The sequence below is a fragment of the Diaphorobacter limosus genome, from assembly GCF_033100095.1.
Lineage (GTDB): Bacteria > Pseudomonadota > Gammaproteobacteria > Burkholderiales > Burkholderiaceae_C > Alicycliphilus > Alicycliphilus limosus.
In genome coordinates this window covers 1,546,533-1,567,976 of sequence record NZ_CP136921.1, presented here as the reverse complement: position 1 = coordinate 1,567,976, position 21,444 = coordinate 1,546,533, and the positions used below count along the sequence as shown (strand labels likewise).

At 66.8% G+C, this 21,444-nt stretch carries 20 protein-coding genes; 1 reads left to right on the top strand and 19 read right to left on the bottom strand.

Going from position 1 to position 21,444, the window contains the following annotated elements; all coding sequences use genetic code 11:
• Window positions 1-192: 192 nt before the first annotated feature.
• The 3 genes from P4826_RS07585 to P4826_RS07575 form a co-directional block, all read right to left on the bottom strand.
• Window positions 193-849 (bottom strand): mechanosensitive ion channel domain-containing protein, encoded by a 657-nt coding sequence (locus tag P4826_RS07585; protein WP_317703242.1) that lies wholly within the window; start codon window positions 847-849, stop codon window positions 193-195.
• A gap of 10 nt (window positions 850-859) precedes the next feature.
• Window positions 860-2,407 carry a lysine--tRNA ligase gene (gene lysS, locus P4826_RS07580; RefSeq protein ID WP_317703241.1) on the bottom strand — a complete coding sequence of 516 codons (1,548 nt, stop codon included), beginning with the start codon at window positions 2,405-2,407 and terminating at the stop codon, window positions 860-862.
• Window positions 2,408-2,549: 142 nt separating this feature from the next.
• Entirely contained in the window at window positions 2,550-3,185 is a 636-nt protein-coding gene (locus P4826_RS07575; protein WP_317703240.1) for an LON peptidase substrate-binding domain-containing protein, read from the bottom strand.
• Between the two features lie 91 nt (window positions 3,186-3,276).
• Between P4826_RS07575 and P4826_RS07570 the strand changes: the two genes are divergently transcribed.
• A complete protein-coding gene (locus tag P4826_RS07570) occupies window positions 3,277-3,831 on the top strand; it encodes a YggT family protein (RefSeq protein WP_317703736.1) in 555 nt (184 codons plus the stop codon).
• 60 nt (window positions 3,832-3,891) lie between these two features.
• On the opposite strand, the gene accD is transcribed toward P4826_RS07570, so the two are convergent.
• The 16 genes from accD to P4826_RS07490 form a co-directional block, all read right to left on the bottom strand.
• On the bottom strand, window positions 3,892-4,764 hold the full coding sequence (gene accD / locus P4826_RS07565; protein ID WP_317703239.1) for an acetyl-CoA carboxylase, carboxyltransferase subunit beta: 873 nt from the start codon (window positions 4,762-4,764) through the stop codon (window positions 3,892-3,894).
• A 198-nt stretch (window positions 4,765-4,962) separates the two neighbouring features.
• Window positions 4,963-5,781 (bottom strand): tryptophan synthase subunit alpha, encoded by an 819-nt coding sequence (trpA, locus tag P4826_RS07560; RefSeq protein WP_317703238.1) that lies wholly within the window; start codon window positions 5,779-5,781, stop codon window positions 4,963-4,965.
• Window positions 5,778-7,046 (bottom strand): tryptophan synthase subunit beta, encoded by a 1,269-nt coding sequence (trpB, locus tag P4826_RS07555; RefSeq protein WP_317703237.1) that lies wholly within the window; start codon window positions 7,044-7,046, stop codon window positions 5,778-5,780. The genes trpA and trpB overlap by 4 nt, the downstream gene beginning before the upstream one ends.
• A 6-nt stretch (window positions 7,047-7,052) precedes the next feature.
• Window positions 7,053-7,775, bottom strand: a complete 723-nt coding sequence (locus P4826_RS07550) for a phosphoribosylanthranilate isomerase (protein WP_317703236.1) — start codon at window positions 7,773-7,775, stop codon at window positions 7,053-7,055.
• Window positions 7,772-8,596: a tRNA pseudouridine(38-40) synthase TruA gene (gene truA, locus P4826_RS07545; protein ID WP_317703235.1), complete on the bottom strand. Its 825-nt coding sequence runs from the start codon at window positions 8,594-8,596 to the stop codon at window positions 7,772-7,774. Before truA ends, P4826_RS07550 begins: the two co-directional genes overlap by 4 nt.
• A 67-nt stretch (window positions 8,597-8,663) precedes the next feature.
• On the bottom strand, window positions 8,664-11,321 hold the full coding sequence (locus tag P4826_RS07540) for a motility hub landmark protein FimV (RefSeq protein WP_317703234.1): 2,658 nt from the start codon (window positions 11,319-11,321) through the stop codon (window positions 8,664-8,666).
• A 273-nt stretch (window positions 11,322-11,594) separates the two neighbouring features.
• Complete coding sequence (asd, locus tag P4826_RS07535) at window positions 11,595-12,707, bottom strand: aspartate-semialdehyde dehydrogenase (RefSeq protein ID WP_317703233.1); 1,113 nt, start codon at window positions 12,705-12,707, stop codon at window positions 11,595-11,597.
• A 266-nt stretch (window positions 12,708-12,973) separates the two neighbouring features.
• Complete coding sequence (gene leuB / locus P4826_RS07530) at window positions 12,974-14,044, bottom strand: 3-isopropylmalate dehydrogenase (RefSeq protein ID WP_317703232.1); 1,071 nt, start codon at window positions 14,042-14,044, stop codon at window positions 12,974-12,976.
• A gap of 73 nt (window positions 14,045-14,117) precedes the next feature.
• Entirely contained in the window at window positions 14,118-14,771 is a 654-nt protein-coding gene (gene leuD, locus P4826_RS07525; RefSeq protein WP_317703231.1) for a 3-isopropylmalate dehydratase small subunit, read from the bottom strand.
• Window positions 14,772-14,795: 24 nt separating this feature from the next.
• Window positions 14,796-14,921, bottom strand: a complete 126-nt coding sequence (locus P4826_RS07520; protein WP_317703230.1) for an entericidin A/B family lipoprotein — start codon at window positions 14,919-14,921, stop codon at window positions 14,796-14,798.
• Between the two features lie 23 nt (window positions 14,922-14,944).
• Entirely contained in the window at window positions 14,945-16,366 is a 1,422-nt protein-coding gene (gene leuC / locus P4826_RS07515) for a 3-isopropylmalate dehydratase large subunit (RefSeq protein WP_317703229.1), read from the bottom strand.
• Between the two features lie 29 nt (window positions 16,367-16,395).
• Window positions 16,396-17,337 (bottom strand): LysR family transcriptional regulator, encoded by a 942-nt coding sequence (locus P4826_RS07510; RefSeq protein ID WP_317703228.1) that lies wholly within the window; start codon window positions 17,335-17,337, stop codon window positions 16,396-16,398.
• A gap of 182 nt (window positions 17,338-17,519) precedes the next feature.
• A complete protein-coding gene (locus P4826_RS07505) occupies window positions 17,520-18,884 on the bottom strand; it encodes an MBL fold metallo-hydrolase (RefSeq protein WP_317703227.1) in 1,365 nt (454 codons plus the stop codon).
• A gap of 105 nt (window positions 18,885-18,989) precedes the next feature.
• Window positions 18,990-19,847 (bottom strand): arsenite methyltransferase, encoded by an 858-nt coding sequence (locus P4826_RS07500; protein WP_317703226.1) that lies wholly within the window; start codon window positions 19,845-19,847, stop codon window positions 18,990-18,992.
• Window positions 19,844-20,941 carry an ACR3 family arsenite efflux transporter gene (gene arsB / locus P4826_RS07495; protein ID WP_317703225.1) on the bottom strand — a complete coding sequence of 366 codons (1,098 nt, stop codon included), beginning with the start codon at window positions 20,939-20,941 and terminating at the stop codon, window positions 19,844-19,846. The genes P4826_RS07500 and arsB overlap by 4 nt, the downstream gene beginning before the upstream one ends.
• 17 nt (window positions 20,942-20,958) lie before the next feature.
• Window positions 20,959-21,444, bottom strand: a complete 486-nt coding sequence (locus P4826_RS07490) for an arsenate reductase ArsC (protein ID WP_317703224.1) — start codon at window positions 21,442-21,444, stop codon at window positions 20,959-20,961.

Genomic DNA, 21,444 nt, shown 5'->3' with positions numbered 1-21,444 from the left:
CGATCTCCAACTTTGGGTAAAGCGGTCTGAAAAATCATCAGGCCCCGGGTAGGGGCCTGCGATCAAGACCGACATGATTCACCATGCGCATTTTGTTGACAACAGGGAAACCAAGGCTGGCGCTGCTGCCATTTTTTTGCTACGGCGGCGCCGATTGTGACAGGCTGTTTGCGCCTGCGGAAGCTGGAAGCCTCAGGGAAAACTAGCACCCTTGGGTGCCGCGGCAGATTCCGTGGTTGCCGCACCCCCACTGGGCGGCACAGGGTGCAGCTTGCCCTGCGGCACTGGAACGCCCGCTGGCCAGCGGCGCAGCACGCGCTGGAATATCAGTGCATTGGGGATCTGCAGCAGTGAGCCGGGCTCTGGTGCCGTGGCGTCTTCCAGCGTGGTGTACAGCAGGTTGATGTCCACCACGCGGCCCAGGGCGCCGGGCTTCTCCGCCGTGTCCAGCAGCTCGATATGGTCGCCCACGCGAAACGGCCCCACGGTGAAGATCAGGAAGGCACAGAACAGGTTCGACAGCACGCTCCACGCCGCGAAGAAGGCCACGGCGCCGACGGCGGCGAAGCTGGTGAAGGCCGTCCACAGCACCGCTGCCGAAACCCCCAGGCGCTCCAGCGCCAGCAGGCCGGCGCCGCCCAGGATGAGCCAGCGCACCACGCCGTTGATGGGGGTGAGGAGCTCGTGCGGAAACTGGTAGTGGTCGCTTGCGCGCCGGATGATGCGGCGCACCAGATGCTGCAGCAGCAGCGCTGCCAGCACGATGAGCGCGATCTGCACGCCGGGCACGATGATGTCCAGCCAGTCGTGCATCCATGGCGGCAGCAGGGTCTTCAGGCGCTCCAGCATGGGTCCTGGCTTATTGCTCGCGGCGCAGTGCCGGGAACAGGATCACGTCGCGGATGCTGGGGCTGTCGGTGAGCAGCATCATCAGCCGGTCTATGCCGATGCCGCAGCCGCCCGTGGGGGGCATGCCGTATTCGAGCGCGCGCACGAAGTCGTGGTCGAAGAACATGGCCTCGTCGTCGCCGCTGTCCTTGGCAGCCACCTGGGCGTTGAAGCGTGCGGCCTGGTCCTCGGCGTCATTCAGCTCACTGAAGCCGTTGCCGAACTCGCGGCCGGTGATGTAGAGCTCGAAGCGCTCGGTGACCTCAGGGCGGGCATCATTGGCGCGCGCCAGCGGGCTGATCTCGGTCGGGTGTTCCATGATGAAGGTCGGCTGCCAGAGCTTGTCCTCCACCGTTTCCTCGAAGTACAGCACCTGCAGGCTGGCCAGGCTGCGGGTGGACAGGCGATCCTTTTCCTCGCTCATGCCGAGCTTTTTCAGCGCGCCGATGAGCCAGGCGGCATCGTCCACATGGGCGCCTGCCTCGGTGTACTGGTAGATGGCCTCGCGAATCGTCAGGCGCTGGAAGGGTTGGGACAGATCGACGGCGCGCCCGCCATAGGTGAGTTGCAGCGTACCCGTGGCCTTGAGCGCCGCGTCGCGTACCAGCTGTTCCGTGAAGTCCATCAGGTCGCGGTAGTTCCAGTAGGCCGCGTAGAACTCCATCATCGTGAACTCGGGGTTGTGGCGTACCGAGATACCTTCGTTGCGGAAGTTGCGGTTAATCTCGAACACGCGCTCGAAGCCGCCGACCACCAGGCGCTTCAAGTACAGCTCGGGGGCGATGCGCAGGAACATCTCCTGCTCCAGCGCGTTGTGGTGTGTAACGAAGGGGCGGGCGTTGGCGCCGCCCGGGATGGGGTGCAGCATGGGCGTCTCCACCTCCAGGAAGCCATGCTCGACCATGAAGTTGCGGATCGAGCCGACCGCCTTGCTGCGCGCCACGAAGCGCCGGCGCGCGGCGTCGTCGGTCATCAGATCGACATAGCGCTGGCGGTACTTGACCTCCTGGTCGGCCACGCCATGGAATTTGTCGGGCATGGGGCGCAGGCTCTTGGTGAGCAGGCGCAAGGTGGTCACCTTGACCGACAGCTCGCCGGTCTTGGTCTTCATGAGCTGGCCCTCCGCGCCCACGATGTCGCCCAGATCCCAGCGTTTGAAGTCGGCGTAGACCTCTTCGCCGACGGCATCGCGTGTCACATACAGCTGTATGCGACCGCCCGTGTCACCCAGCGAACCGTCCTGCAGCGTGGCAAAGCTGGCCTTGCCCATGACGCGCTTGAGCATCATGCGGCCGCCCAGGCTGACCGATATGTTCTCCGTCTCCAGCGCCTCGGCAGCGAGGCTGCCGTAGCGCTGCTGCAGGCTGGCGGCGTGGTCCCGCGGCTTGAAGTCATTGGGAAACGCCACACCCCGGCCCTGGGCCTGGCCCGCGCGCAGTGCCTTGAGCTTCTCGCGGCGTTCGGCGATGAGCTGGTTTTCGTCCTGGGGCTGGATGGGGGCTTGGTTTTGTTCAGACATGGTGCCGTCGGGCAAGAAGGGGCAAACCGGCGATTTTAGGGTTTTCGCGCATGCCAGGTGTCCGGGGCTGGGTTGACCGGCCGGCCGGGTATGGCAGGAACCACCCAGCCGCCGTGTGTGTGGGTGCTCGATCGCGCCATGTTCACGGTGCAATTCCCAGGCGCTCCAGCACATCGCCCACCAGCTCCAGGCGCAACAGCGGGCTGTCCAGCGTCATCAGGTGGTGTTTCAGTTCCAGCGGCACGGGCAGCAGCTCGCACCAGCGGTTGGCGACCCAGCCGCAGTCCTGCAGTTGCGCAGGCGTGGGGGGAATGGGGTGGCCAGGCGTGCTGCCGCGCTGATGCTGCGCTGCCAGCAGCAGCCCCAGCTTGGCCGCAAGGCTTTGCAAGTCGGCGGGCAGCGGTACCTGCGGGTCGTCGGGCAATTGCTGTACGTCTGCCAGCCACAGGCCGTAGGGCAGCTGGTGTTGCTGCGTGATGTGAAAGCGCTCGGTACCGCGGCAGCGCAGGGTGATCAGGCCGGGTTGCGGCGTCTGCAGCTGTTCGATGACGGCCAGTGTGCCCTGGGGCTGGAACCGCTCCTCGGGGGCTGCGGCGCTGCGCACCTCCTGCCCTGCTGTGAGCGTGACCACGCCAAAGGGAGAGCCGGTCTGTCGGCATTTGCGCACCATGTCCAAGTAACGTACCTCGAACACGCGCAGCGCCAGCAAGCCGCCCGGAAACAACACGGTGTTCAGCGGGAACAGCGGGAGCGATGTCAATGTCAGGGGATCCGGCATGGCGTTGGGCCCAGGCAGCCTCGCTATCATCCCACGCTGCGCCACCGTCGGCGCCGTGGCGCTTGTTGGGCGCATGCATTTGTCGATCCCCATGCTGTTTCAGATCATTTCCTATCTTCTTGAAGTCGTGAGCGGGCTGCTGACCGGCGCCTGTCTGCTGCGTCTGTACATGCAGTTGCAGCGCGTGCCTTTTGGCAACCCGGTGGGGCGGCTGGTCTTTGCTCTCACCGACTGGCTGGTGCTGCCGCTGCGCAAGCTGATACCGGCTGCGGGGCGCTGGGATTTGTCTTGCCTGGTTGCGGCCTTTTTGCTGCAGCTGGTGCAGTACCTGCTTCTGTGGTTGCTGGTGGGGGCAGGCCTGGGCCTGGCCTGGCTGCCGTGGATGGCGCTGTTCAGTCTGGCGCGCGTCACCGTGTCGGGCCTGATGGGCCTGCTGATTGCCTATGCCATCTTGTCGTGGATGCAGACGCGCACACCCATCAGCGACGTCATTGCCCGCCTGAGCGAGCCGCTGCTGCAACCGGTGCGGCGCGTCGTGCCGCTGCTGGGCGGCATTGATCTATCACCGCTGGTGCTGCTGGTGCTGCTGCAGGTGCTGTCCATCGTGCTGGGCCATTTGCAGGCCAGCGTCATGATGGGCCAATAAATTTGAACAAAATAGCTTCTAGCGCTTGCTGGGCAAGCGCTGACAGCTATTATTTTCATATCATGCTACGGCGTCCGCAGGCAGGCGCTGCAGCATGGACAGGCATTGCGCCACGGTCTCGCGCAGTTCGCGGCGGTCGCAGATGAAGTCCACCGCGCCCTTGGTCTGCAGGAATTCGGCGCGTTGAAAGCCCTCGGGCAGGGTCACGCGCACGGTGGACTCGATCACGCGCGGGCCGGCAAAGCCGATCAGCGCTTTGGGCTCGGCAATCACGATGTCGCCAACAAAGGCAAAGCCGGCCGAGACGCCGCCCATCGTCGGGTCGGTTAGCACGCTGATATAGGGCAGGCCCTTCTTGGCCAGGCGCGTGAGGGCGGCGTTGGTCTTGGCCATCTGCATCAGCGACAGCAGGCCCTCCTGCATGCGCGCGCCGCCGGTGGCGGTAAAGCAGATGAAGGGCACCTTCTGCTCGATGGCGGTCTCGACGCCGCGCACGAAGCGCTCGCCGACCACGCTGCCCATGGAGCCGCCCATGAAGTCGAACTCGAAGCAGGCGGCGACCAGGTTGATGCTCTTGACCGCGCCGCCCATGACGATGAGCGCGTCGGTCTCGCCGGTGTTCTCCAGCGCCTCCTTCAGGCGCTCGGGGTACTTGCGGCTGTCCTTGAACTTGAGCGCATCGACGGGCAGCACCTCCTGGCCGATCTCGTAGCGGCCCTCGCCGTCGAGAAAGGCATTGAGCCGCGCGCGCGCGCCGATGCGGTGGTGGTGGCTGCACTTGGGGCAGACGTTCTGGTTCTGCTCCAGGTCGCTCTTGTAGAGCACGGTCTCGCAACTGGGGCACTTGGTCCACAGGCCCTCGGGCATCTGGCGACGCTCGGTGGCGTTGGTCTGCTGGATTTTGGAAGGCAGGAGTTTTTCGAGCCAGGACATGGGTGTTCCTTTGTATGAATTTGCCAAGCTGCGTCGCATTACGCCGCAGCCTATGAAACTGGCGCGACCCGGGCGAGGGCCGCCGTGCAAGGGCCGCCGTGCAAGGGCCGCCCCGCCGCACTGGCGGCGTCCCCCTTCCCGCGCATCGCGCGAGAGAAGGGGGAAGCGGCGCAGCCGCTCAGGGGGTTGCGTCCCGAATTATGCGTCCAGCGCCTTGCGCACCTGGCGCAGGAAGTCCACGGTGACCCCAACCACCCGCTCGTGCGGCTGGTCTTCGATCAGGCCGATGATGCGGCTGCCTATGACCACTGCGTCGGCCACGCGGCTAATCGCCTGGGCCGTGGCCGCGTCGCGGATGCCGAAGCCCACGCCGACAGGGATCTTCACATGCTCGCGGATGCGCGGCAGCATGGCCTCCACCGCTGCGGTGTCGAGTGCGCCCGAGCCCGTCACGCCCTTGAGCGAGACATAGTACACATAGCCGCTGGCGACCTTGGCCACCTGCTGCATGCGCTCGGGTGTGGAGGTCGGGGCCAGCAAAAAGATCAGGTCGATGCCGTGGGCGCGCAGGTCGGCGGCGAACTGCTCGCATTCCTCGGGTGGGTAGTCCACGACCAGCACGCCATCGACGCCAGCCGCGCCGGCATCGCGGGCAAAAGAGCCCTGGCCATGGCGCTGCTCGTAGCGCTCCACCGGGTTGGCGTAGCCCATCAGCACCACGGGCGTGCTGTCGTTGCGTTGGCGAAAGGTGCGCACCATGTCCAGCACCTGGGCCAGGCCTATGCCCAGGGCCAGGGCTTTTTCGCCCGCCTTCTGGATCACCGGGCCGTCGGCCATGGGGTCGGAAAAGGGCACGCCCAGCTCGATCACGTCGGCGCCGGCCTCGACCATGCCGTGCATCAGGGCGGGCGTGATGTCGGCGAACGGGAAGCCGGCCGTCACATAGGGGATGAGGGCCTTGCGGCCCTTGGCCTGGAGTTCGGCAAAGGTGCTTGCAATGCGTTGTGGGTGGCTCATGCAGCGGGCCCTCCCTTGACGGTCAAACCCCGCATCGAGGGGCGGTCATAGAAATCGACGCCCGACAGGTCGGCCACCGTGCCAATGTCCTTGTCGCCGCGGCCGGACAGGTTCACGAGGATGGACTGATCGGGGCCCATGGTCTTGGCAAGCTTCATGGCGTAGGCCATGGCGTGGCTGGATTCGAGGGCCGGGATGATGCCCTCGGTGCGGCACAGGTGGTGGAAGGCGGCCAGCGCCTCGGCGTCGGTGATGCCCACGTACTCGGCGCGCCCGATCTCTTGCAGCCAGGCATGCTCGGGGCCGACGCCGGGGTAGTCCAGGCCGGCGCTGATGCTGTGCGTCTCGGTGATCTGGCCGTTTTCGTCCTGCAATATGAAGGTGCGGTTGCCGTGCAGCACGCCGCTGCTGCCCCGCTGCAGGCTGGCCGAATGCTTGCCGCTATCGAGCCCCTCGCCGGCGGCCTCGACGCCGATCAGGCGCGTGTTCTCGAACGGGATATAGGGGTGGAAGATGCCCATGGCATTGCTGCCCCCGCCCACGCAGGCGACCACGGCGTCGGGCTGCTCGGCGGCAATTTTTTGCTCGGCCAGCATGGCCGGCATCTGCGTCAGGCATTCCTGGCCGATCACGCTCTGGAAGTCGCGCACCATCATCGGGTAGGGGTGGGGGCCGGCCACGGTGCCGATGATGTAGAAGGTGTTGTCCACGTTCGCCACCCAGTCGCGCATGGCCTCGTTGAGGGCGTCCTTGAGCGTCTTGCTGCCGGATTCAACCGGCACGACGGTGGCGCCCAGCAGCTTCATGCGATAGACGTTGGGGCTTTGGCGCTTCACGTCCTCGGAGCCCATGTAGACCACGCATTCCAGGCCGTAGCGCGCGCAGATGGTGGCCGTGGCCACGCCGTGCTGGCCGGCGCCGGTCTCGGCAATGATGCGCGGCTTGCCCATGCGCCGGGCCAGCATGGCCTGGCCGATGACGTTGTTGATCTTGTGCGCGCCGGTGTGGTTCAGATCCTCGCGCTTCAAGTAGATCTGCGCGCCGCCGATCTCGCGGCTGGTGCGCGCGGCGTGGTAGACGGGCGAGGGGCGACCGACGAAATGTGCCAGCTCGTAATGAAATTCGGCCAGGAACTCAGGGTCGTGCTGGTAGCGCGCATAGGCCTGGCGCAATTCATCGATGGCATGCGTCAGCGTCTCGCTGACGAAGCTGCCGCCATAGGGGCCAAAGTGGCCCGAGGCATCGGGTTGGTGGTATTCAGACATTCGGATTCATATGGCTGGTGCTGCGTCGGCCGCACGCACGGCGGCGACGAAGCGCTGGATCTTGCCGGCGTCCTTGATGCCCTTGAGGGGCCGGCCATCGGGGCCGTCAAGTTCCACGCCGGAGCTGACATCAACCGCCAGCGTCTTGCAACGCGGGCGTACTTGGCTGATGCCATCGGTCACGTTTGCAGGCGTGAGTCCACCAGACAAAACGAGGTGAGAGTTGACGCTTGGTGGCAGGAGTGACCAATTGAATGCCTTGCCGCCGCCGCCATAGCCTTCGACATGGGCGTCGAGCAGGATGGCACGGGCGTGAGAGTAGTCCTGCGCGTATTTTACGAGGTCAAACCTTGCCGCACCGTCGCCCAGGGGTATGCGCGCCGCACACAGAAAGGGGATGCGCCCCTGGTCGCTGGCGGCCCAGCAGTCTGCGGGCAATTCATCACCATGAAATTGCACTGTAGCGCCCGATACATAGGCGCTTGCAGCTATCACTTCAGTAGCTTTTGCGTTGACGAACAGCAGTACCGGCGTGACGAAGGGCGGCAGGCGCCGGGCCAGCTCGGCAGCGCGCGCAGGGCTGACTGCGCGCGGGCTCTTGGGGTAGAGCACGAAACCGATGGCGTCTGCTCCCGCGGCCACGGCGGCGTCCACGTCCTGCTCGCGCGTCAGGCCGCAGATCTTGATGCGGGTACGTACGGGTATGGAAGAGGGAGGGGCGCTGCTCATGGCAGCCAATCATACGCAGCCGTGCGCGTGGGCAGGCCCCACTCGGCGGCGTATACCGGCCCCTGAAAGTACAGGCCATCGGGCGAGAAGGTGGGCGCCGCCGCGTCGCGCGAACGTGCCTCCAGCACCTGGCGCATCCAGTCGGGCGGGTACAGCCCCTGGCCTATGGCGACGATGCAGCCCATGATGTTGCGGATCATGTGGTGCAAAAAAGCATTGCCCTCGAACTCGAAGCGCCAGTAGCAGGGCGCGCAGCCATGGTCGCCGGCGGATTCTCCGGCGGGCGGGCTGCGCCGCGTGATGCTGATGCGCTGCAGCGTCTTGATGGGCGACTTGGCCTGGCAGGCGCTGGCGCGAAACGACGTGAAGTCATGCTCGCCCAGCAGGTGTTGCACGGCCGCCTGCATGGCCTCTTCGTCCAGCGCATGGAACACCCAGCCGACGCGGCCCGCATCCACGCTGGGGCGCACGGGTGACTGCAGCAGTACATAGGCATAACGGCGCGCCACGGCGCAGGCGCGCGAGTGAAAGCTGTCGGGTACGGGCTGCGCCCATTGCACGGCGATGTCGGCAGGCAAAAAGGTGTTGGTGCCGCGCACCCAGGAAAACGGCGCGCGCTCGAGCGCCGTGTCGAAGTGCACCACCTGCATCAGCCCATGCACGCCGGCATCGGTACGGCCGGCGCAAATGGTTGCCACCTTGTGCGTGGCAAAGCGGCCCAGGGCCGCTTCGAGATGGTCTTGAACGGTATTCCCGCCGGGCTGGCTTTGCCAGCCGCTATAGGCCTGGCCGTTGTAGCTGACGCCCAGGGCCACCCTCATGCCAGGCCCCCTGGCGCGAACGGTGCGGCGCGGCGGCAGGCGCCGTCCCTGCGCATGGCATGCGGCATCAGCCCAGCTCGGCCAGCAGGCGCTGGGCGCGGGCCTTGAGTTCGCCGGTCGATTCGGCGATGACTTCCTCGACCAGGGTGCGGGCACCCTCGCTGTCGCCAATGGTGTTGAATTCTTCGGCCAGTGCCAGCTTGGTGGTCAGCGGATCGTCGGGCAGGGGCTCCGCAGCGCCGGCATCCGCTTGCGCAGCAGCAGTGGGGGCAGCGGGCAGGCTCAGGTCAAGGTTCAGATCCCCCAGGTCGAATTCCAGTGCCGCAGGGGCCGAGTCCTTGGCATCGCTGGCCGCCAGCGGGGTGGCTGCCGAGTCGGCCAGCAGCAGGTTGTCGGTGTCAAAGTCCAGGGGCGCGGGTTCGGTCGTCAGCGATGCGGCCCCGGTGGCACCCGGAGCCTTCTCGGTCTCGGGCTCTGCCTGTGGCAATTCCAGGTCGATGGCGTCCAGCGGAGAGGGAAGGACTTCGCTGGCGGAAGGCGTGGCCGCTGCGCCTTGCGTTGCGGCCAGCTCGCTCGCGGCAGCGGCCATGGCGAAGGCGCTGGGTGCAGGTGCCGGAGCTGGCGGTGCATCGTGCAGGTCGAGATCCAGATCCAGATCCAGATCCAGATCCAGGTCGGGCAGGACGGAGTCGGGGCCGGCGCTGGTTGGCGCGCCCACGCCCACGGTGCTGGGGAAATTGGTCAGGGGGGTGATGTCGTGCTCGTTGTCAGGGTTTGCGGCGGGACGGCCGCCGGGCTGGTACAGGGTGTTGTCCGCGTCCAGTGTGCGGCCCAGATCCGCAACGCGCGACCAGTCGGGGCCTTGCCCGTTGGTCAGCCGGAAGACATCGCTGGCGGCCGACTCCAGCGCCTTGCGATCCTGGCGCTTGGCATAGATCTCGGCCAGCTTGACGGGTATGGCGACGCGCTCGGGATTGTGGCGCATGGCCTCCTTGAGGATTTCTTCGGCCTGCAGATCACGGCCATAGGCCAGGTACACGTCGGCTTCGGCCACGGGATCCACGTCGCCGCCCACGTCGAGTTGGCTGGGCGAATAGGACATCGACGACGCGCCGGTGGTCAGGCTGCTGTTGGCCGTGTCCACATGCTGGCCACCACTGGCCCCGAAGAAGGAGTCGGGGTTGCCGCTGTCCTGGAAGGATCTGTCCAGCTGCGCCTGTTGCCGACGGCTTTGCGCCACGCGGTAGCCACCGTAGCCGAGCAGCGCCAGCACCAGCGCGAGTGCGCCACCGGCCAGCAGCGGGTCTTCGGTGAGCGAGCCCAGGAAGCTGGGCTCCTCATAGGTCTCTGGCGGAGGTGCGGGCTTGGGCGCCGGGGCTGCTGCGGCTGCCGGAGTGGGTGCCGCTTCCTGTGGCGTGGCTTGCGGGGCCGTGGGCGCCTGTTCGGCTGTTGCCGGGGCATCGGGAATGGCGTTGGTCTGCGCCGGCGCAACCGCCCCGGGCAGCCCGGTAGGAGCAGGGACGGCAACCGTGGACTGACTGCCAGCCGCGTTTGGCGCTGCGGCGCTGGTATCTGCTGCAGGTGCGGCGGGCTGTGTGGATGCGCCACTCAACTGGTTGAGCTCGGCGATGTTCTTGGACAGCTCGGCCATGCGGGCCGTGTTCTGATCGGACTGCTTGTCGCGGGCCATCTGCTCGTCGGCCTTGCGGGCTTGCACGCCGCCCTTGGACAGAGTCAGCTTGTCGGGGCTGGCAGCCGCGGGCTTGGCCTCTTCCACCTGCGCCTGCACCGATCCGCTGGCGGAACGCTCGGCCGCAGCCACCTGTGCGGTGGGGGCCGCGCCGGCCAGCCGGCGGCGGAACTCGTTGAAGTCGCGGCTTTGCGCAGCGACGATCTGGCGTGCCTCGCTGGCCGGGGTGGCCTGGGCATCGGACTCGCTGGGCATCTGCAGCACCGCACCCGAGCGCAGCCGGTTCACGTTGCCATTGATGAAGGCCTTGGGGTTGGCCTGCGCCATGGCGACCAGCATCTGATCGAGCGACACGCTGGCCGGTCTATGGGTATTGGCAATGCGTCCGGCCGTATCGCCCGGGCGTACCGTCACGGTGTCGTTGCCGCCTGCGGCAGCCTCTGTTGCGGCAGGGGCCCGGCTGGGCGCTGGGGCCACCCGTGGAGATGGCCGGGTGGCAGCTGCCGCCGGTGCCGCCGCCGGGGGCGCCGCGGGCCGCGCCGAGGATGCGCGGGGCGCTGCCGGCACGCTCTCGGCGCGTGGCGCAGCGACTTGCGGCGCAACCGTCACATCGGCGGGCTTGCCGGCCTGTGCCGGCGGGTCGAACAGCATGGTGTAGCTGCGCACGATATGGCCCGAGCTCCAGGTGGCGTCCAGCACCAGATCCACAAACGGTTCGTTGATCGGGCGGCTGCTGCTCAGGCGCAGCACCATGGAGCCATCGGCACGGCGATGCACCTGCACCTGCACGTTGCCGACCGTGGGCGAGTATTCCAGTCCCTGGCTGCGGAACACGGCCGCATTGGCGGTGCTCACGCGCAGCGACTCGGCCTCGGCGGCCGTGATCTGGGGCAATTCGATCTCGGCACGCAGCGGTTCACCCAAGGCCGATTGCACATTCACGCGCCCCAGGGTCAGGGCGTTGGCATCGGTGCCGAGCAGTCCGGCCGACAGAATGGCCGCTGTGGCCAGTGCAGAAAATTTCCAGCGATGCATGTGTGCGACAAGTGAATGTTGTGGTGCGGTCGTGCGGAGCGTTGTTGTTCGAGTCATGCCTAGAGCCGCTCCGAGACGTGAAAATATGTAAAAAGCACCATAGCATCAATGCCTTGCACTGACAAGCCGAGGCCATGCGCCGGCATTCCCTACCCTGTTGGCAGGAGCCAAAAGTTGTCTTTCATGTTGGTAACAGGCAACGATGGGGCCGAACAGGGTAGGGTTGGAGGCGGATGATAAACAGCGCCCGGCCAGGGGCGCCGTTGCCCTGCGTCAGGCGCTCAGCAGGATGCGCAGCATGCGGCGCAGCGGCTCGGCCGCGCCCCACAGCAGCTGGTCGCCGATGACGAAGGCGGACACGTATTCAGGCCCCATGTTGAGCTTGCGCACGCGGCCCACGCCGACCTCCAGGCCGCCGGTGATGGCCGCCGGGGTGAGCTCCTTGACGGTGATGGCGCGCTCGTTGGGCACGAACTTCACCCAGGGGTTGCCGTCCTTGATCAGGGCCTCGATCTGGGCCAGCGGCATGTCCTTCTTGAGCTTGAGCGTGAGCGCCAGCGAGTGGCAGCGCATGGCGCCAATGCGTACGCACAGGCCGTCGACGGGGATGGTGGCGGCCGTGCCCAGGATCTTGTTCACCTCGGCCTGGCCCTTCCACTCTTCCTTGGACTGGCCGTTGTCCAGCTGCGCGTCGATCCACGGGATCAGGCCGCCGGCCAGCGGCGCGCCAAAGTGCTCGGTGGGCACGTCCTCGCGGATGGTGCTGGCCACCTTGCGGTCGATCTCCAGGATGGCGGAGGCGGGCGTGGCCAGCTCATCGGCGACGGCGCCATGCACGACGCCCATGCCCTTCAAGAGCTCGCGCATGTGGTTGGCGCCGCCGCCCGAGGCCGCCTGGTAGGTCATGGAAGACACCCAGTCCACCAGGCCGGCCTTGAACAGCCCGGCCAGGCCCATCAGCAGGATGGAGTTGGTGCAGTTGCCGCCAATCCAGTTCTTGCCGCCGGCGGCAAGCTTTTGCCGGATCAGGCCGTCGTTCACCGGGTCGAGCACGATGACGGCGTCGCCCTCCATGCGCAGGGCGCTGGCGGCGTCGATCCAGTGGCCCTGCCAGCCGGCGGCGCGCAGCTTGGGGAAGACTTCCTTGGTGTAGTCGCCACCCTGGCAGGTGATGATGATGTCGCACTTTGCGAGCTCGGCGACGTCGTTCGCGTCTTTCAGCTCGGTATGTGTCCTGGCCATGGCGGGCGCCTTGCCGCCGGCGTTGGAGGTGGAGAAGAACACCGGCTCGATGAGGTCGAAGTCGCCCTCGGCCTGCATGCGATCCATCAACACCGAGCCGACCATGCCGCGCCAGCCGACCAGACCTACCAATTGCTTGCTCATTTCAAACGCCCTTTCAAGTTAAAAACAGATCACACGCGACCGGTGGCTGCTTTTCTGGCCCCGGCTCGTCTGGCCAGGGAGGGCGCACGACGATACCGGAGCTGGATCAGCCCTTAATGGTCGTGGTTTTGGTGGTGCTTGCTCGCGCACTATGGCCGGCCAGGGCGGCGGGCTTGTTCTTCAGGGGGAAGGGTTGCGCGGCAAACATGACAAAACATTGTAGGGGATGCGATGGCGGGCACCGCCCCCTGATTGTTAACGATGCGTCAACGCAACGCGTTGACCACGGCGTCGCCCATCTGCACCGTGCCGACTTTGGTCGTGCCGTCGCTGTAGATGTCGGGCGTGCGCAGGCCTTGCGCCAGCACCTTTTTCACGGCGGTCTCGATGCGGTCGGCGGCCTCGGGCTGGTTCAGGGAGAAGCGCAGCATCATGGCCGCGGACAGGATGGTGGCCAGCGGGTTGGCCACGCCCTTGCCGGCGATGTCCGGGGCGCTGCCGTGGCTGGGCTCGTACAGGCCCTGCTTTTTGTCATTGAGCGATGCCGAGGGCAGCATGCCGATGGAGCCCGTCAGCATCGAGGCTTCGTCCGAGAGGATGTCGCCAAACATGTTGCCGGTGACGATCACGTCGAAGGCCTTGGGCGCCTTGACCAGCTGCATGGCAGCGTTGTCCACGTACATGTGGTCCAGCGCCACGTCCGGATAGTCTTTATGGGCTTCGGTGACCACGTCCTTCCACAGCTGGAAGGTCTCCAGCACGTTGGCCTTGTCCACGCTGGTGACGCGCTTGCTCCTCTTGCGTGCGGCCTCGAAGGCCACGCGGGCGATGCGCTCGATCTCCGGGCGGCTGTAGCGCATGGTGTCGAAGGCTTCTTCTGCGCCGGGGAAGTGGCCGTCTACCGCCGTGCGGCGGCCGCGCGGCTGGCCGAAGTAGATGTCGCCCGTCAGCTCGCGAATGATGAGGATGTCCAGGCCCGCGACCAGCTCGGGCTTCAGGCTGCTGGCGTGCGTCAGTTGTTCGTAGCAGATGGCAGGGCGGAAGTTGGCGAACAGGCCGAGCGCCTTGCGCAGGCCCAGGATGGCTTGCTCGGGGCGCAGCGGGCGATCGAGCTTGTCGTACTTCCAGTCGCCCACGGCGCCGAACAGAATGGCGTCGGCGCTTTTGGCCAGGGCCAGGGTGGACTCGGGCAGGGGGTGACCTGCGGCCTCGTAGGCGGCGCCGCCAACGGGGGCGGTTTCCATCTCGAACTTCAAGTCCAGGGCCTTGAGCACCTTGACGGCCTCGGCGACGATTTCGGTGCCTATGCCGTCACCAGGGAGAACTGCGATTTTCATGTCGATGAACTATTAAATTGATAGCTATTGGCGCTTGTTGGATAAGCGCCAGAGGCTTGTTTTGCTTAAAATTTCAACCCGCCATGGTGTGCGCCAGCCAGGGCTTGGTGGCCAGGCGCTCGGCCTCGAATGCGGCGATCTTGTCCTTGTGGCGCAGGGTCAGGCCGATGTCGTCGAAGCCGTTGAGCAGGCAGTACTTGCGAAACGGCAGCACGTCGAAGGCTATTTCTTCACCCTGCGGGCGGATGACGACCTGGCGCTCCAGGTCGATCTTCAGCTCATAGCCGGGGAAGGCCGCCACCTCATCGAACAGCTGGGCCACCACCGACTCGGGCAGGACGATGGGCAGCAGGCCGTTCTTGAAGCAGTTGTTGAAGAAGATGTCGGCAAAGCTGGGTGCGATGACGGCGCGAAAGCCGTACTGGTCCAGCGCCCAGGGGGCGTGCTCGCGGCTGGAGCCGCAGCCGAAGTTCTTGCGCGCGATCAGGATGCTGGCACCCTTGTACCGTGGCTGGTTCAGCACGAAGTCGGGATTGGGCTTGCGCGCTGATTCGGGCACGCCGGGTTCGCCCGGCTGGTCCAGGTAGCGCCATTCGTCGAACAGATTCGGGCCGAAGCCGGTCTTCTTGATGGATTTCAGGAACTGCTTGGGGATGATGGCGTCGGTGTCGACGTTCTCGCGGTCCATGGGGGCGACGAGGCCCTGGTGCACGGTGAATTTCTGCATGGCGGTTGGGTAGTGAGAGGGTTGTCAGCGCGCGGCGCGCTCTATGGCGCCGCCGGCACTTTGCACGTCCTGGCCAATGCCCTTGATGGTGTTGCAGGCCGCCAGGGTCAGGGCCAGGCCGATCAGGATGATGGAGAAAGAGGGCTTCATGGGGGCGCTCGCTTCTGTCGGGTTCAGGCAAATTTGCGGATATCGACGAAATGACCGTGGATGGCCGCGGCAGCCGCCATGGCCGGGCTGACCAGGTGGGTGCGCCCGCCGGCGCCCTGGCGGCCCTCGAAGTTGCGGTTGCTGGTGGACGCGCAGCGCTCGCCCGGTTCCAGCCGGTCGGCGTTCATGGCCAGGCACATGCTGCAGCCGGGCTCGCGCCACTCGAAGCCGGCGGCGGTGAAGATCTTGTCCAGCCCCTCGGCCTCGGCCTGCGCCTTCACCAGGCCCGAGCCCGGCACCACCATGGCCAGCTTGATGTTCTTGGCCACCTTCTGGCCCAGCTTTTTCACCAAGGCGGCGGCCTCGCGCATGTCCTCGATGCGGCTGTTGGTGCAAGAGCCGATGAAGACCTTGTCCACGAAGATGTCCTGCAGCGGCTTGCCGGGTGTGAGCGCCATATAGGCCAGGGCGCGCTCCATGGCGCCGCGTTTGTTGGCGTCCTTTTCCTTGTCCGGGTCGGGCACGCGGGCATCCACGCCCAGCACCATTTCGGGGCTGGTGCCCCAGGTGACCTGGGGCACGATCTCGGCGCCGTTCAGTTCCACCACGGCGTCAAATTGCGCGTCGGCATCGGAGTGCAGCGTCTGCCAATACTGCACGGCCTGGTCCCATTCCACGCCCGTGGGGGCCAGCGGCCGGCCCTTGACGTAGGCGATGGTCTTCTCGTCCACGGCCACCAGGCCCGCGCGCGCGCCGCCCTCGATGGCCATGTTGCACACCGTCATGCGGCCTTCCATGGACAGGTCGCGTATCGCCTGGCCGGCAAATTCAATCGTGTAGCCCGTGCCGCCGGCCGTGCCTATCTTGCCGATGATGGCCAGCACGATGTCCTTGGCGGTGATGCCCGGGGCCACATGGCCGTTCACGCGCACCAGCATGTTCTTCGCCTTCTTGGCCAGCAGGGTCTGCGTGGCCATGACATGCTCGACTTCCGACGTGCCAATGCCATGCGCCAGCGCGCCAAAGGCGCCGTGGGTGCTGGTGTGGCTGTCGCCGCAGACTACCGTCATGCCGGGCAGGGTGGCGCCGTTTTCCGGGCCGATCACATGCACGATGCCCTGGCGCTTGTGCAGGAAGGGGAAGAAGGCGGCCGCGCCCGATGCCGCAATGTTTTTATCGAGCGTGGTGATCTGCTCCTTGCTGATCGGGTCGGCAATGCCGTCGTAGCCGCGCTCCCAGCCGGTGGTGGGCGTGTTGTGGTCGGCGGTGGCGACGATGGAGCTGGTGCGCCAGACCTTGCGGCCCGCCTCGCGCAGGCCCTCGAAGGCCTGCGGGCTGGTGACCTCGTGCACCAGGTGGCGGTCGATGTAGAGCACGGCCGTGCCGTCCTCTTCGGTGTGGACGACGTGCTCGTCGAAGATCTTGTCGTACAGGGTGCGTCCCATGGCGGTCTCGTTTCGTGGGGGTCTTGGGTTCAGGGGGATGGTGAAATTTTAGGCGCCAGGTGCTCCACCAGCAGGCGCGCGGTGACCGGCAGGGCGTCGAAGTCGCGCGCCACCAGGCGCAGCTCACGCTCGGCCCAGGGTTCATCCAGGCGCACGGCGGCCAGGCGCCCCAGGCCCTGCATCAGGGCAAAGGCGCGGTCGGGCAGCAGGCCCACGCCCAGGCCGTTGTCGATCATGCGGCACATGGTGTCCAGGCTGGTCACCTGTATGCGCTGGCGCAGCGGCCGCCCGGCCTGGGCGGCGGCGGCGCGCATCGCCAGGCTGATGGAACTGCCGGCATGCAGGCCGACGATGTCCCAGTCCAGCACCTCATCAAATTTGATAGCTTCTCGCGCAGACAGGGCATGCGTTTGCGGCATGACCAGCACCAATCTGTCACTGCGGTAGGGGCGGCTTTGCAGTTCGGCGGCGCCGTTGCCCTGGCTGGCGTTGCCCAGGCTGCAGATGCCCAGGTCGGCCGCGCCCTCCTGCACGGCCTGCAGCACCTCGGGCGAGAGATGCTCCTGCAGGTCGATCTTGATCTGGCTGTGGGCGCGCGCGAAATGCCCCAGGTCCTCGGGCAGAAACTGCACGATGGCCGAGATGTTGGCGTGCATGCGCACATGGCCGCGCACGCCCTCGGCGTACTCCGACAGCTCGCCCTGCATGCGTTCCAGCCCGAAGAGCACGGTGCGCGCGTGGTGCAGCAGGCTCTCGCCGGCGGGGGTGAGCGTCACGCCGCGGCTGTGGCGGTAGAGCAAGGCCGTGTCCACGGCCGCCTCCAGATCCGACAGGCGTTTGCTCACGGCCGAGGCGGCGATGAACTCGCGCTCGGCCGCGCGGCCAATGCTGCCCAGCTCGCACACGGCGACGAACAGTTGCAGCGAGGTCAGGTCGATACGGCGCGCAAAACTGCGCTCGGAGCTTTTCATGGGGGATGGGTTGGCTTCTCGTTTGGAGAAGAATTTGTGTATTTTCCCTCAATATTCACGTCTTGCCATCGTCAAATGCGATGACTTGTGCATCGCTGTGCGCATGGGCTCCGAAATTACTCCTGAATCAATAGCTGTTTGCGCTTTATTGAAGGGCGTTAGATCCGTACTTGATCAATATTTCAAAAGGCCACGGTATCCCCATGCTCGGGTACTTCGGCCGGCCAGAGCAGCTCATGCTCCACGCGCTGGCGCAGCTGGTCGGCCGCAGGCAGCTCGCCATGCACCACATAGATGCGGCGCGGCGCGGCGGGCAGGGCGCGCAGCCAGTCCAGCAGCTGGTTGCCGTCGGCATGGGCCGAGGCCGTGGCCAGCTGCACCACCTCGGCACGGATCTGCACCTCGCGGCCCAGGATGCGGATGGTCTTTTCGCCCGCCGCGATGCGCGCGCCGCGCGTGCCGCCGGCCTGGTGGCCAGTGAGGATGATCATGTTGCGGTGGTCGCCCGCATGCAAGGCCAGGTGGTGCAGCACGCGCCCGCCGGTGGCCATGCCGCTGGCCGAGAGGATGACGCGCGGCCCGTGCAGGCGCGCCAGGGCCTTGGACTGGTCCACGCTGTGCACCAGCGTGGTGCCGCGCGCCATGGCCTGCAGGTCGGCGCGGTTCAGGCAATGCTCGCCTACATGGTTTTGGAACAGCTCGGTGGCGCTTACCGCCATGGGGCTGTCCAGGTACACGGGCAGGCCGGTGGGCAGCTCGCCACGGGCCTTCAACCGGGCGATGGCGTGCAGCACCGTCTGCGCCCGCCCCACGGCAAACACCGGCACCACGGCCACGCCGCCGCGCGCGGCCAGGCGCGCCAGCGGTGGCCCCAGTTCATCGAGCACCGATCCGGCGGGGTGACTGCGGTCACCGTAGGTGGATTCGACCAGCACCGTGTCGGCCGCGGGCGGCGCGTCGGGCGCGCACATCAGCAGGTCGTCCGGCCGGCCCAGGTCGCCCGAGAACAGGATGCGGCGCCCGCCCACCTCCAGCAGCACGCTGGCCGCGCCCAGGATATGGCCGGCGCGCGTGAAGGTGGCACGCCAGCCGGGCAGGGGCTCGAACTGCTGGTGCACGGGCTGCACCTGCAGCAGAGCCAGGCTGTGCTGCGCGTCCAGCCGCGTGTACAGCGGCAGCGCGGGCTCGTGCTTGCTCAGTCGGTGGCGGTTGAGGTAGGCGGCCTCTTCCTCCTGCAGGTGGCCGCTGTCGGGCAGCAGGATGGCGCACAGCGCACGCGTGCCGCTGGTACAGAACACCGGCCCGCCAAAGCCGTCCCGCGCCAGCAGCGGCAGGTAGCCCGAATGGTCCAGATGGGCGTGGGTCAGGATGACGGCATCGATCTCCTGCGGCGCCACCGGCAATGGCCGCCAGTTGCGCTGGCGCAAGAGCTTGTAGCCCTGGAACAGCCCGCAATCGACCATCAGCACCTGGCCGCCGTGACGCACCAGGTATTTGGAGCCGGTGACGGTGCCGGCACCGCCGAGGAAGGTGAGGCTGACTGGCATGGCGCCCTCCGTGCTGCTATGCCTGCCAGGGTAGCAGGCTTGGGCGGTCATGGGGCAGTCTCCCGCTGCCGCCCGCACTCAAGCGCGGCGGTGCGACCTGCTGGCTCAATGCGCGGGCTTGACGGCGCGAATGAAGGCGCTGAGGAATTTGCCGTCCATCTCGTCGGAAACCACCGAGGTGTCGAGCCCGTTGGCGCTCAGAAATTCGCGCGCGTCCTGCGCCGTGTAGATGCGCGTGGGCTCCACGCCGATGTCGGAAAAGCCGGCGGCGGCCAGCTTGTGGCGGTAGTCGTCTTCATGAAGCGCGCCGGCCACGCAGCCCACCCAGGCCATGGCGCTGGCGCGAATCTCGGCTCGGATGGCGCCGCGCGTGACCACGTCGGACACGGCAAAGCGCCCGCCGGGCTTGAGCACGCGAAACGCCTCGGCCAGCACGCGGTCCTTGTCGGCCGAGAGGTTGATGACGCAGTTGGAGATGATCACGTCCACCGAGGCGTCGGGCAGCGGGATATGCTCGATCTCGCCCTTCAAGAATTCCACGTTGGTCGCGCCCGCCTGGCGCTGGTTGTCGCGCGCCAGCGCCAGCATCTCGTCGGTCATGTCCAGGCCGTAGGCGCGGCCCGTGGGGCCGACGCGCTTGGCCGACAGCAGCACGTCGATGCCGCCCCCCGAGCCCAGGTCCAGCACCACCTCGCCGGCGCGCAGCTCGGCCAGCGCCGTCGGGTTGCCGCAGCCCAGCGAGGCCAGCACGGCGGCCTCGGGCAGGCCGCCGGTCTGCACGGCGTCGTACAGGTCGCGCGTGATCGGGTCGGTTCCGGCCAGCGACCCGGTGGCGCAGCATGAGCTGCTGGGCGCCGCCACGGCGCCGCGGCAGGAGGAGGCAGCGCCGCCCTGCGTGACGCGGCGCGCCGCCTCACCGTACTTTTCCTTGACGATTTGCTGGATGTCCTGGGTTTGTGTCATCGCGGTTCTCCTATGGGGGTACATGCCTGGGCCACGGACGGGCCCGCCTTCTCGCCGGCAAACCAGCGCTGCTGCCAACGCAGTGCCAGGGCCACCAGCGCGATCATCACCGGCACCTCGACCAGCGGGCCGATGACGGCGGCAAACGCCGCGCCGGAATGAATGCCGTAGACGGCCACCGCCACGGCAATGGCCAGCTCGAAGTTGTTCGACGCGGCGGTGAACGACAGCGTCACGCAGCGCGGGTAGTCGGCGCCGGCGCGCCGGCCCATGGCGAAGGACAGCACGAACATCAGCACGAAGTAGATGAGCAGCGGCAGCGCGATGCGCAGCACATCGAGCGGCAGGGCCAGCACCGTGCGCGCCTTGAGGCTGAACAGCACGACGATGGTCAGCAGCAACGCCACCAGCGTCAGCGGCGCGATGCGCGGCACGAAACGGGTGTGGTACCAGTCTTTGCTGACAAAGCGCAGCAGCACCCAGCGCGTGAGCAGGCCGGCGATGCAGGGAATGCCCAGGTAGATGAACACGCTTTCGGCGATCTGGCCCATGGAGATGGCGACGACCGAGCCGCCCAGCCCAAACAGCGGCGGCAGCACGGTCAAAAACAGCCAGGCATAGACGCTGTAGAACAGCACCTGGAAGAAGGCGTTGAACGCGACCAGCGCAGCGGCGTATTCGGTCGAGCCGCGCGCCAGGTCGTTCCAGACGATGACCATGGCGATGCAGCGCGCCAGCCCGATGAGGATCAGCCCGGCCATGTATTCGGGCTGGTCGGGAAGAAAGACGACGGCCAGCACGAACATCAGCACCGGGCCTATGACCCAGTTTTGCAGCAGCGACAGCCACAGCACGCGCGTGTCGCGCCACACGGCGGGCAGGTCTTCGTAGCGCACCTTGGCAAACGGCGGGTACATCATCAGCACCAGACCGATGGCGATGGGGATGTTGGTACTGCCGACCTGGTAGCGGCCGATGATGGCCTCGATGTCCGGCACCAGCCAGCCCAGGGCCAGGCCCAGCGCCATGGCGGCGAAGATCCACAGCGTGAGATAGCGGTCGAGGAAAGAGAGTTTGCGGGTGAGCTGGCTCATGGCGGGTTGGCGGCGGGTCAAAGGCGGGAGAGTTCGGTGTGCAGGGCGGCTGCGCCCCGGGACGCCAGCGGCAGCGCCAGCAGGCGTTGCAGGCGCTCGGCCAGGGTCTGGCGCGTGTGCTCGAAGGCGGCGCGTTGGCCGGCCGCGCCGCCCGGCGCGCTGGACGGGTCGGCGTAGCCCCAGTGCAGCCGCACCGGGTTGCCGGGCCACAGCGGGCAGGCCTCCTCGGCCGCGCTGTCGCAGACGGTGATGACGATGTCCATGGGCGGCGCATCGGCGGCGCTGAATTCGTCCCAGCTCTTGCTGCGCAGGCCCTGTGTGGCCACGCCGGCGGCGGCCAGCACCTCCAGCGCCTGCGGGTTGACGCGCCCGCTGGGCGCGCTGCCGGCGCTGTGCGCGCGCACGTCCAGCCCTTGCGCGGCGGCCAGGTGGTTGAGCATGGCCTCGGCCAGCACGCTGCGCGCCGAGTTGTGCGTGCACAGGATGAGAATGTGGGTGGTCAT

What these genes read in the sequence shown, in the direction of transcription:
- P4826_RS07585 (WP_317703242.1), bottom strand. Translation starts at nt 849, where the DNA reads ATGCTGGAGCGCCTGAAGACCCTGCTGCCGCCATGGATGCACGACTGG.
- lysS (WP_317703241.1), bottom strand. Translation starts at nt 2,407, where the DNA reads ATGTCTGAACAAAACCAAGCCCCCATCCAGCCCCAGGACGAAAACCAG.
- P4826_RS07575 (WP_317703240.1), bottom strand. Translation starts at nt 3,185, where the DNA reads ATGCCGGATCCCCTGACATTGACATCGCTCCCGCTGTTCCCGCTGAAC.
- P4826_RS07570 (WP_317703736.1), top strand. Translation starts at nt 3,277, where the DNA reads ATGCTGTTTCAGATCATTTCCTATCTTCTTGAAGTCGTGAGCGGGCTG.
- accD (WP_317703239.1), bottom strand. Translation starts at nt 4,764, where the DNA reads ATGTCCTGGCTCGAAAAACTCCTGCCTTCCAAAATCCAGCAGACCAAC.
- trpA (WP_317703238.1), bottom strand. Translation starts at nt 5,781, where the DNA reads ATGAGCCACCCACAACGCATTGCAAGCACCTTTGCCGAACTCCAGGCC.
- trpB (WP_317703237.1), bottom strand. Translation starts at nt 7,046, where the DNA reads ATGTCTGAATACCACCAACCCGATGCCTCGGGCCACTTTGGCCCCTAT.
- P4826_RS07550 (WP_317703236.1), bottom strand. Translation starts at nt 7,775, where the DNA reads ATGAGCAGCGCCCCTCCCTCTTCCATACCCGTACGTACCCGCATCAAG.
- truA (WP_317703235.1), bottom strand. Translation starts at nt 8,596, where the DNA reads ATGAGGGTGGCCCTGGGCGTCAGCTACAACGGCCAGGCCTATAGCGGC.
- P4826_RS07540 (WP_317703234.1), bottom strand. Translation starts at nt 11,321, where the DNA reads ATGCATCGCTGGAAATTTTCTGCACTGGCCACAGCGGCCATTCTGTCG.
- asd (WP_317703233.1), bottom strand. Translation starts at nt 12,707, where the DNA reads ATGAGCAAGCAATTGGTAGGTCTGGTCGGCTGGCGCGGCATGGTCGGC.
- leuB (WP_317703232.1), bottom strand. Translation starts at nt 14,044, where the DNA reads ATGAAAATCGCAGTTCTCCCTGGTGACGGCATAGGCACCGAAATCGTC.
- leuD (WP_317703231.1), bottom strand. Translation starts at nt 14,771, where the DNA reads ATGCAGAAATTCACCGTGCACCAGGGCCTCGTCGCCCCCATGGACCGC.
- P4826_RS07520 (WP_317703230.1), bottom strand. Translation starts at nt 14,921, where the DNA reads ATGAAGCCCTCTTTCTCCATCATCCTGATCGGCCTGGCCCTGACCCTG.
- leuC (WP_317703229.1), bottom strand. Translation starts at nt 16,366, where the DNA reads ATGGGACGCACCCTGTACGACAAGATCTTCGACGAGCACGTCGTCCAC.
- P4826_RS07510 (WP_317703228.1), bottom strand. Translation starts at nt 17,337, where the DNA reads ATGAAAAGCTCCGAGCGCAGTTTTGCGCGCCGTATCGACCTGACCTCG.
- P4826_RS07505 (WP_317703227.1), bottom strand. Translation starts at nt 18,884, where the DNA reads ATGCCAGTCAGCCTCACCTTCCTCGGCGGTGCCGGCACCGTCACCGGC.
- P4826_RS07500 (WP_317703226.1), bottom strand. Translation starts at nt 19,847, where the DNA reads ATGACACAAACCCAGGACATCCAGCAAATCGTCAAGGAAAAGTACGGT.
- arsB (WP_317703225.1), bottom strand. Translation starts at nt 20,941, where the DNA reads ATGAGCCAGCTCACCCGCAAACTCTCTTTCCTCGACCGCTATCTCACG.
- P4826_RS07490 (WP_317703224.1), bottom strand. Translation starts at nt 21,444, where the DNA reads ATGACCACCCACATTCTCATCCTGTGCACGCACAACTCGGCGCGCAGC.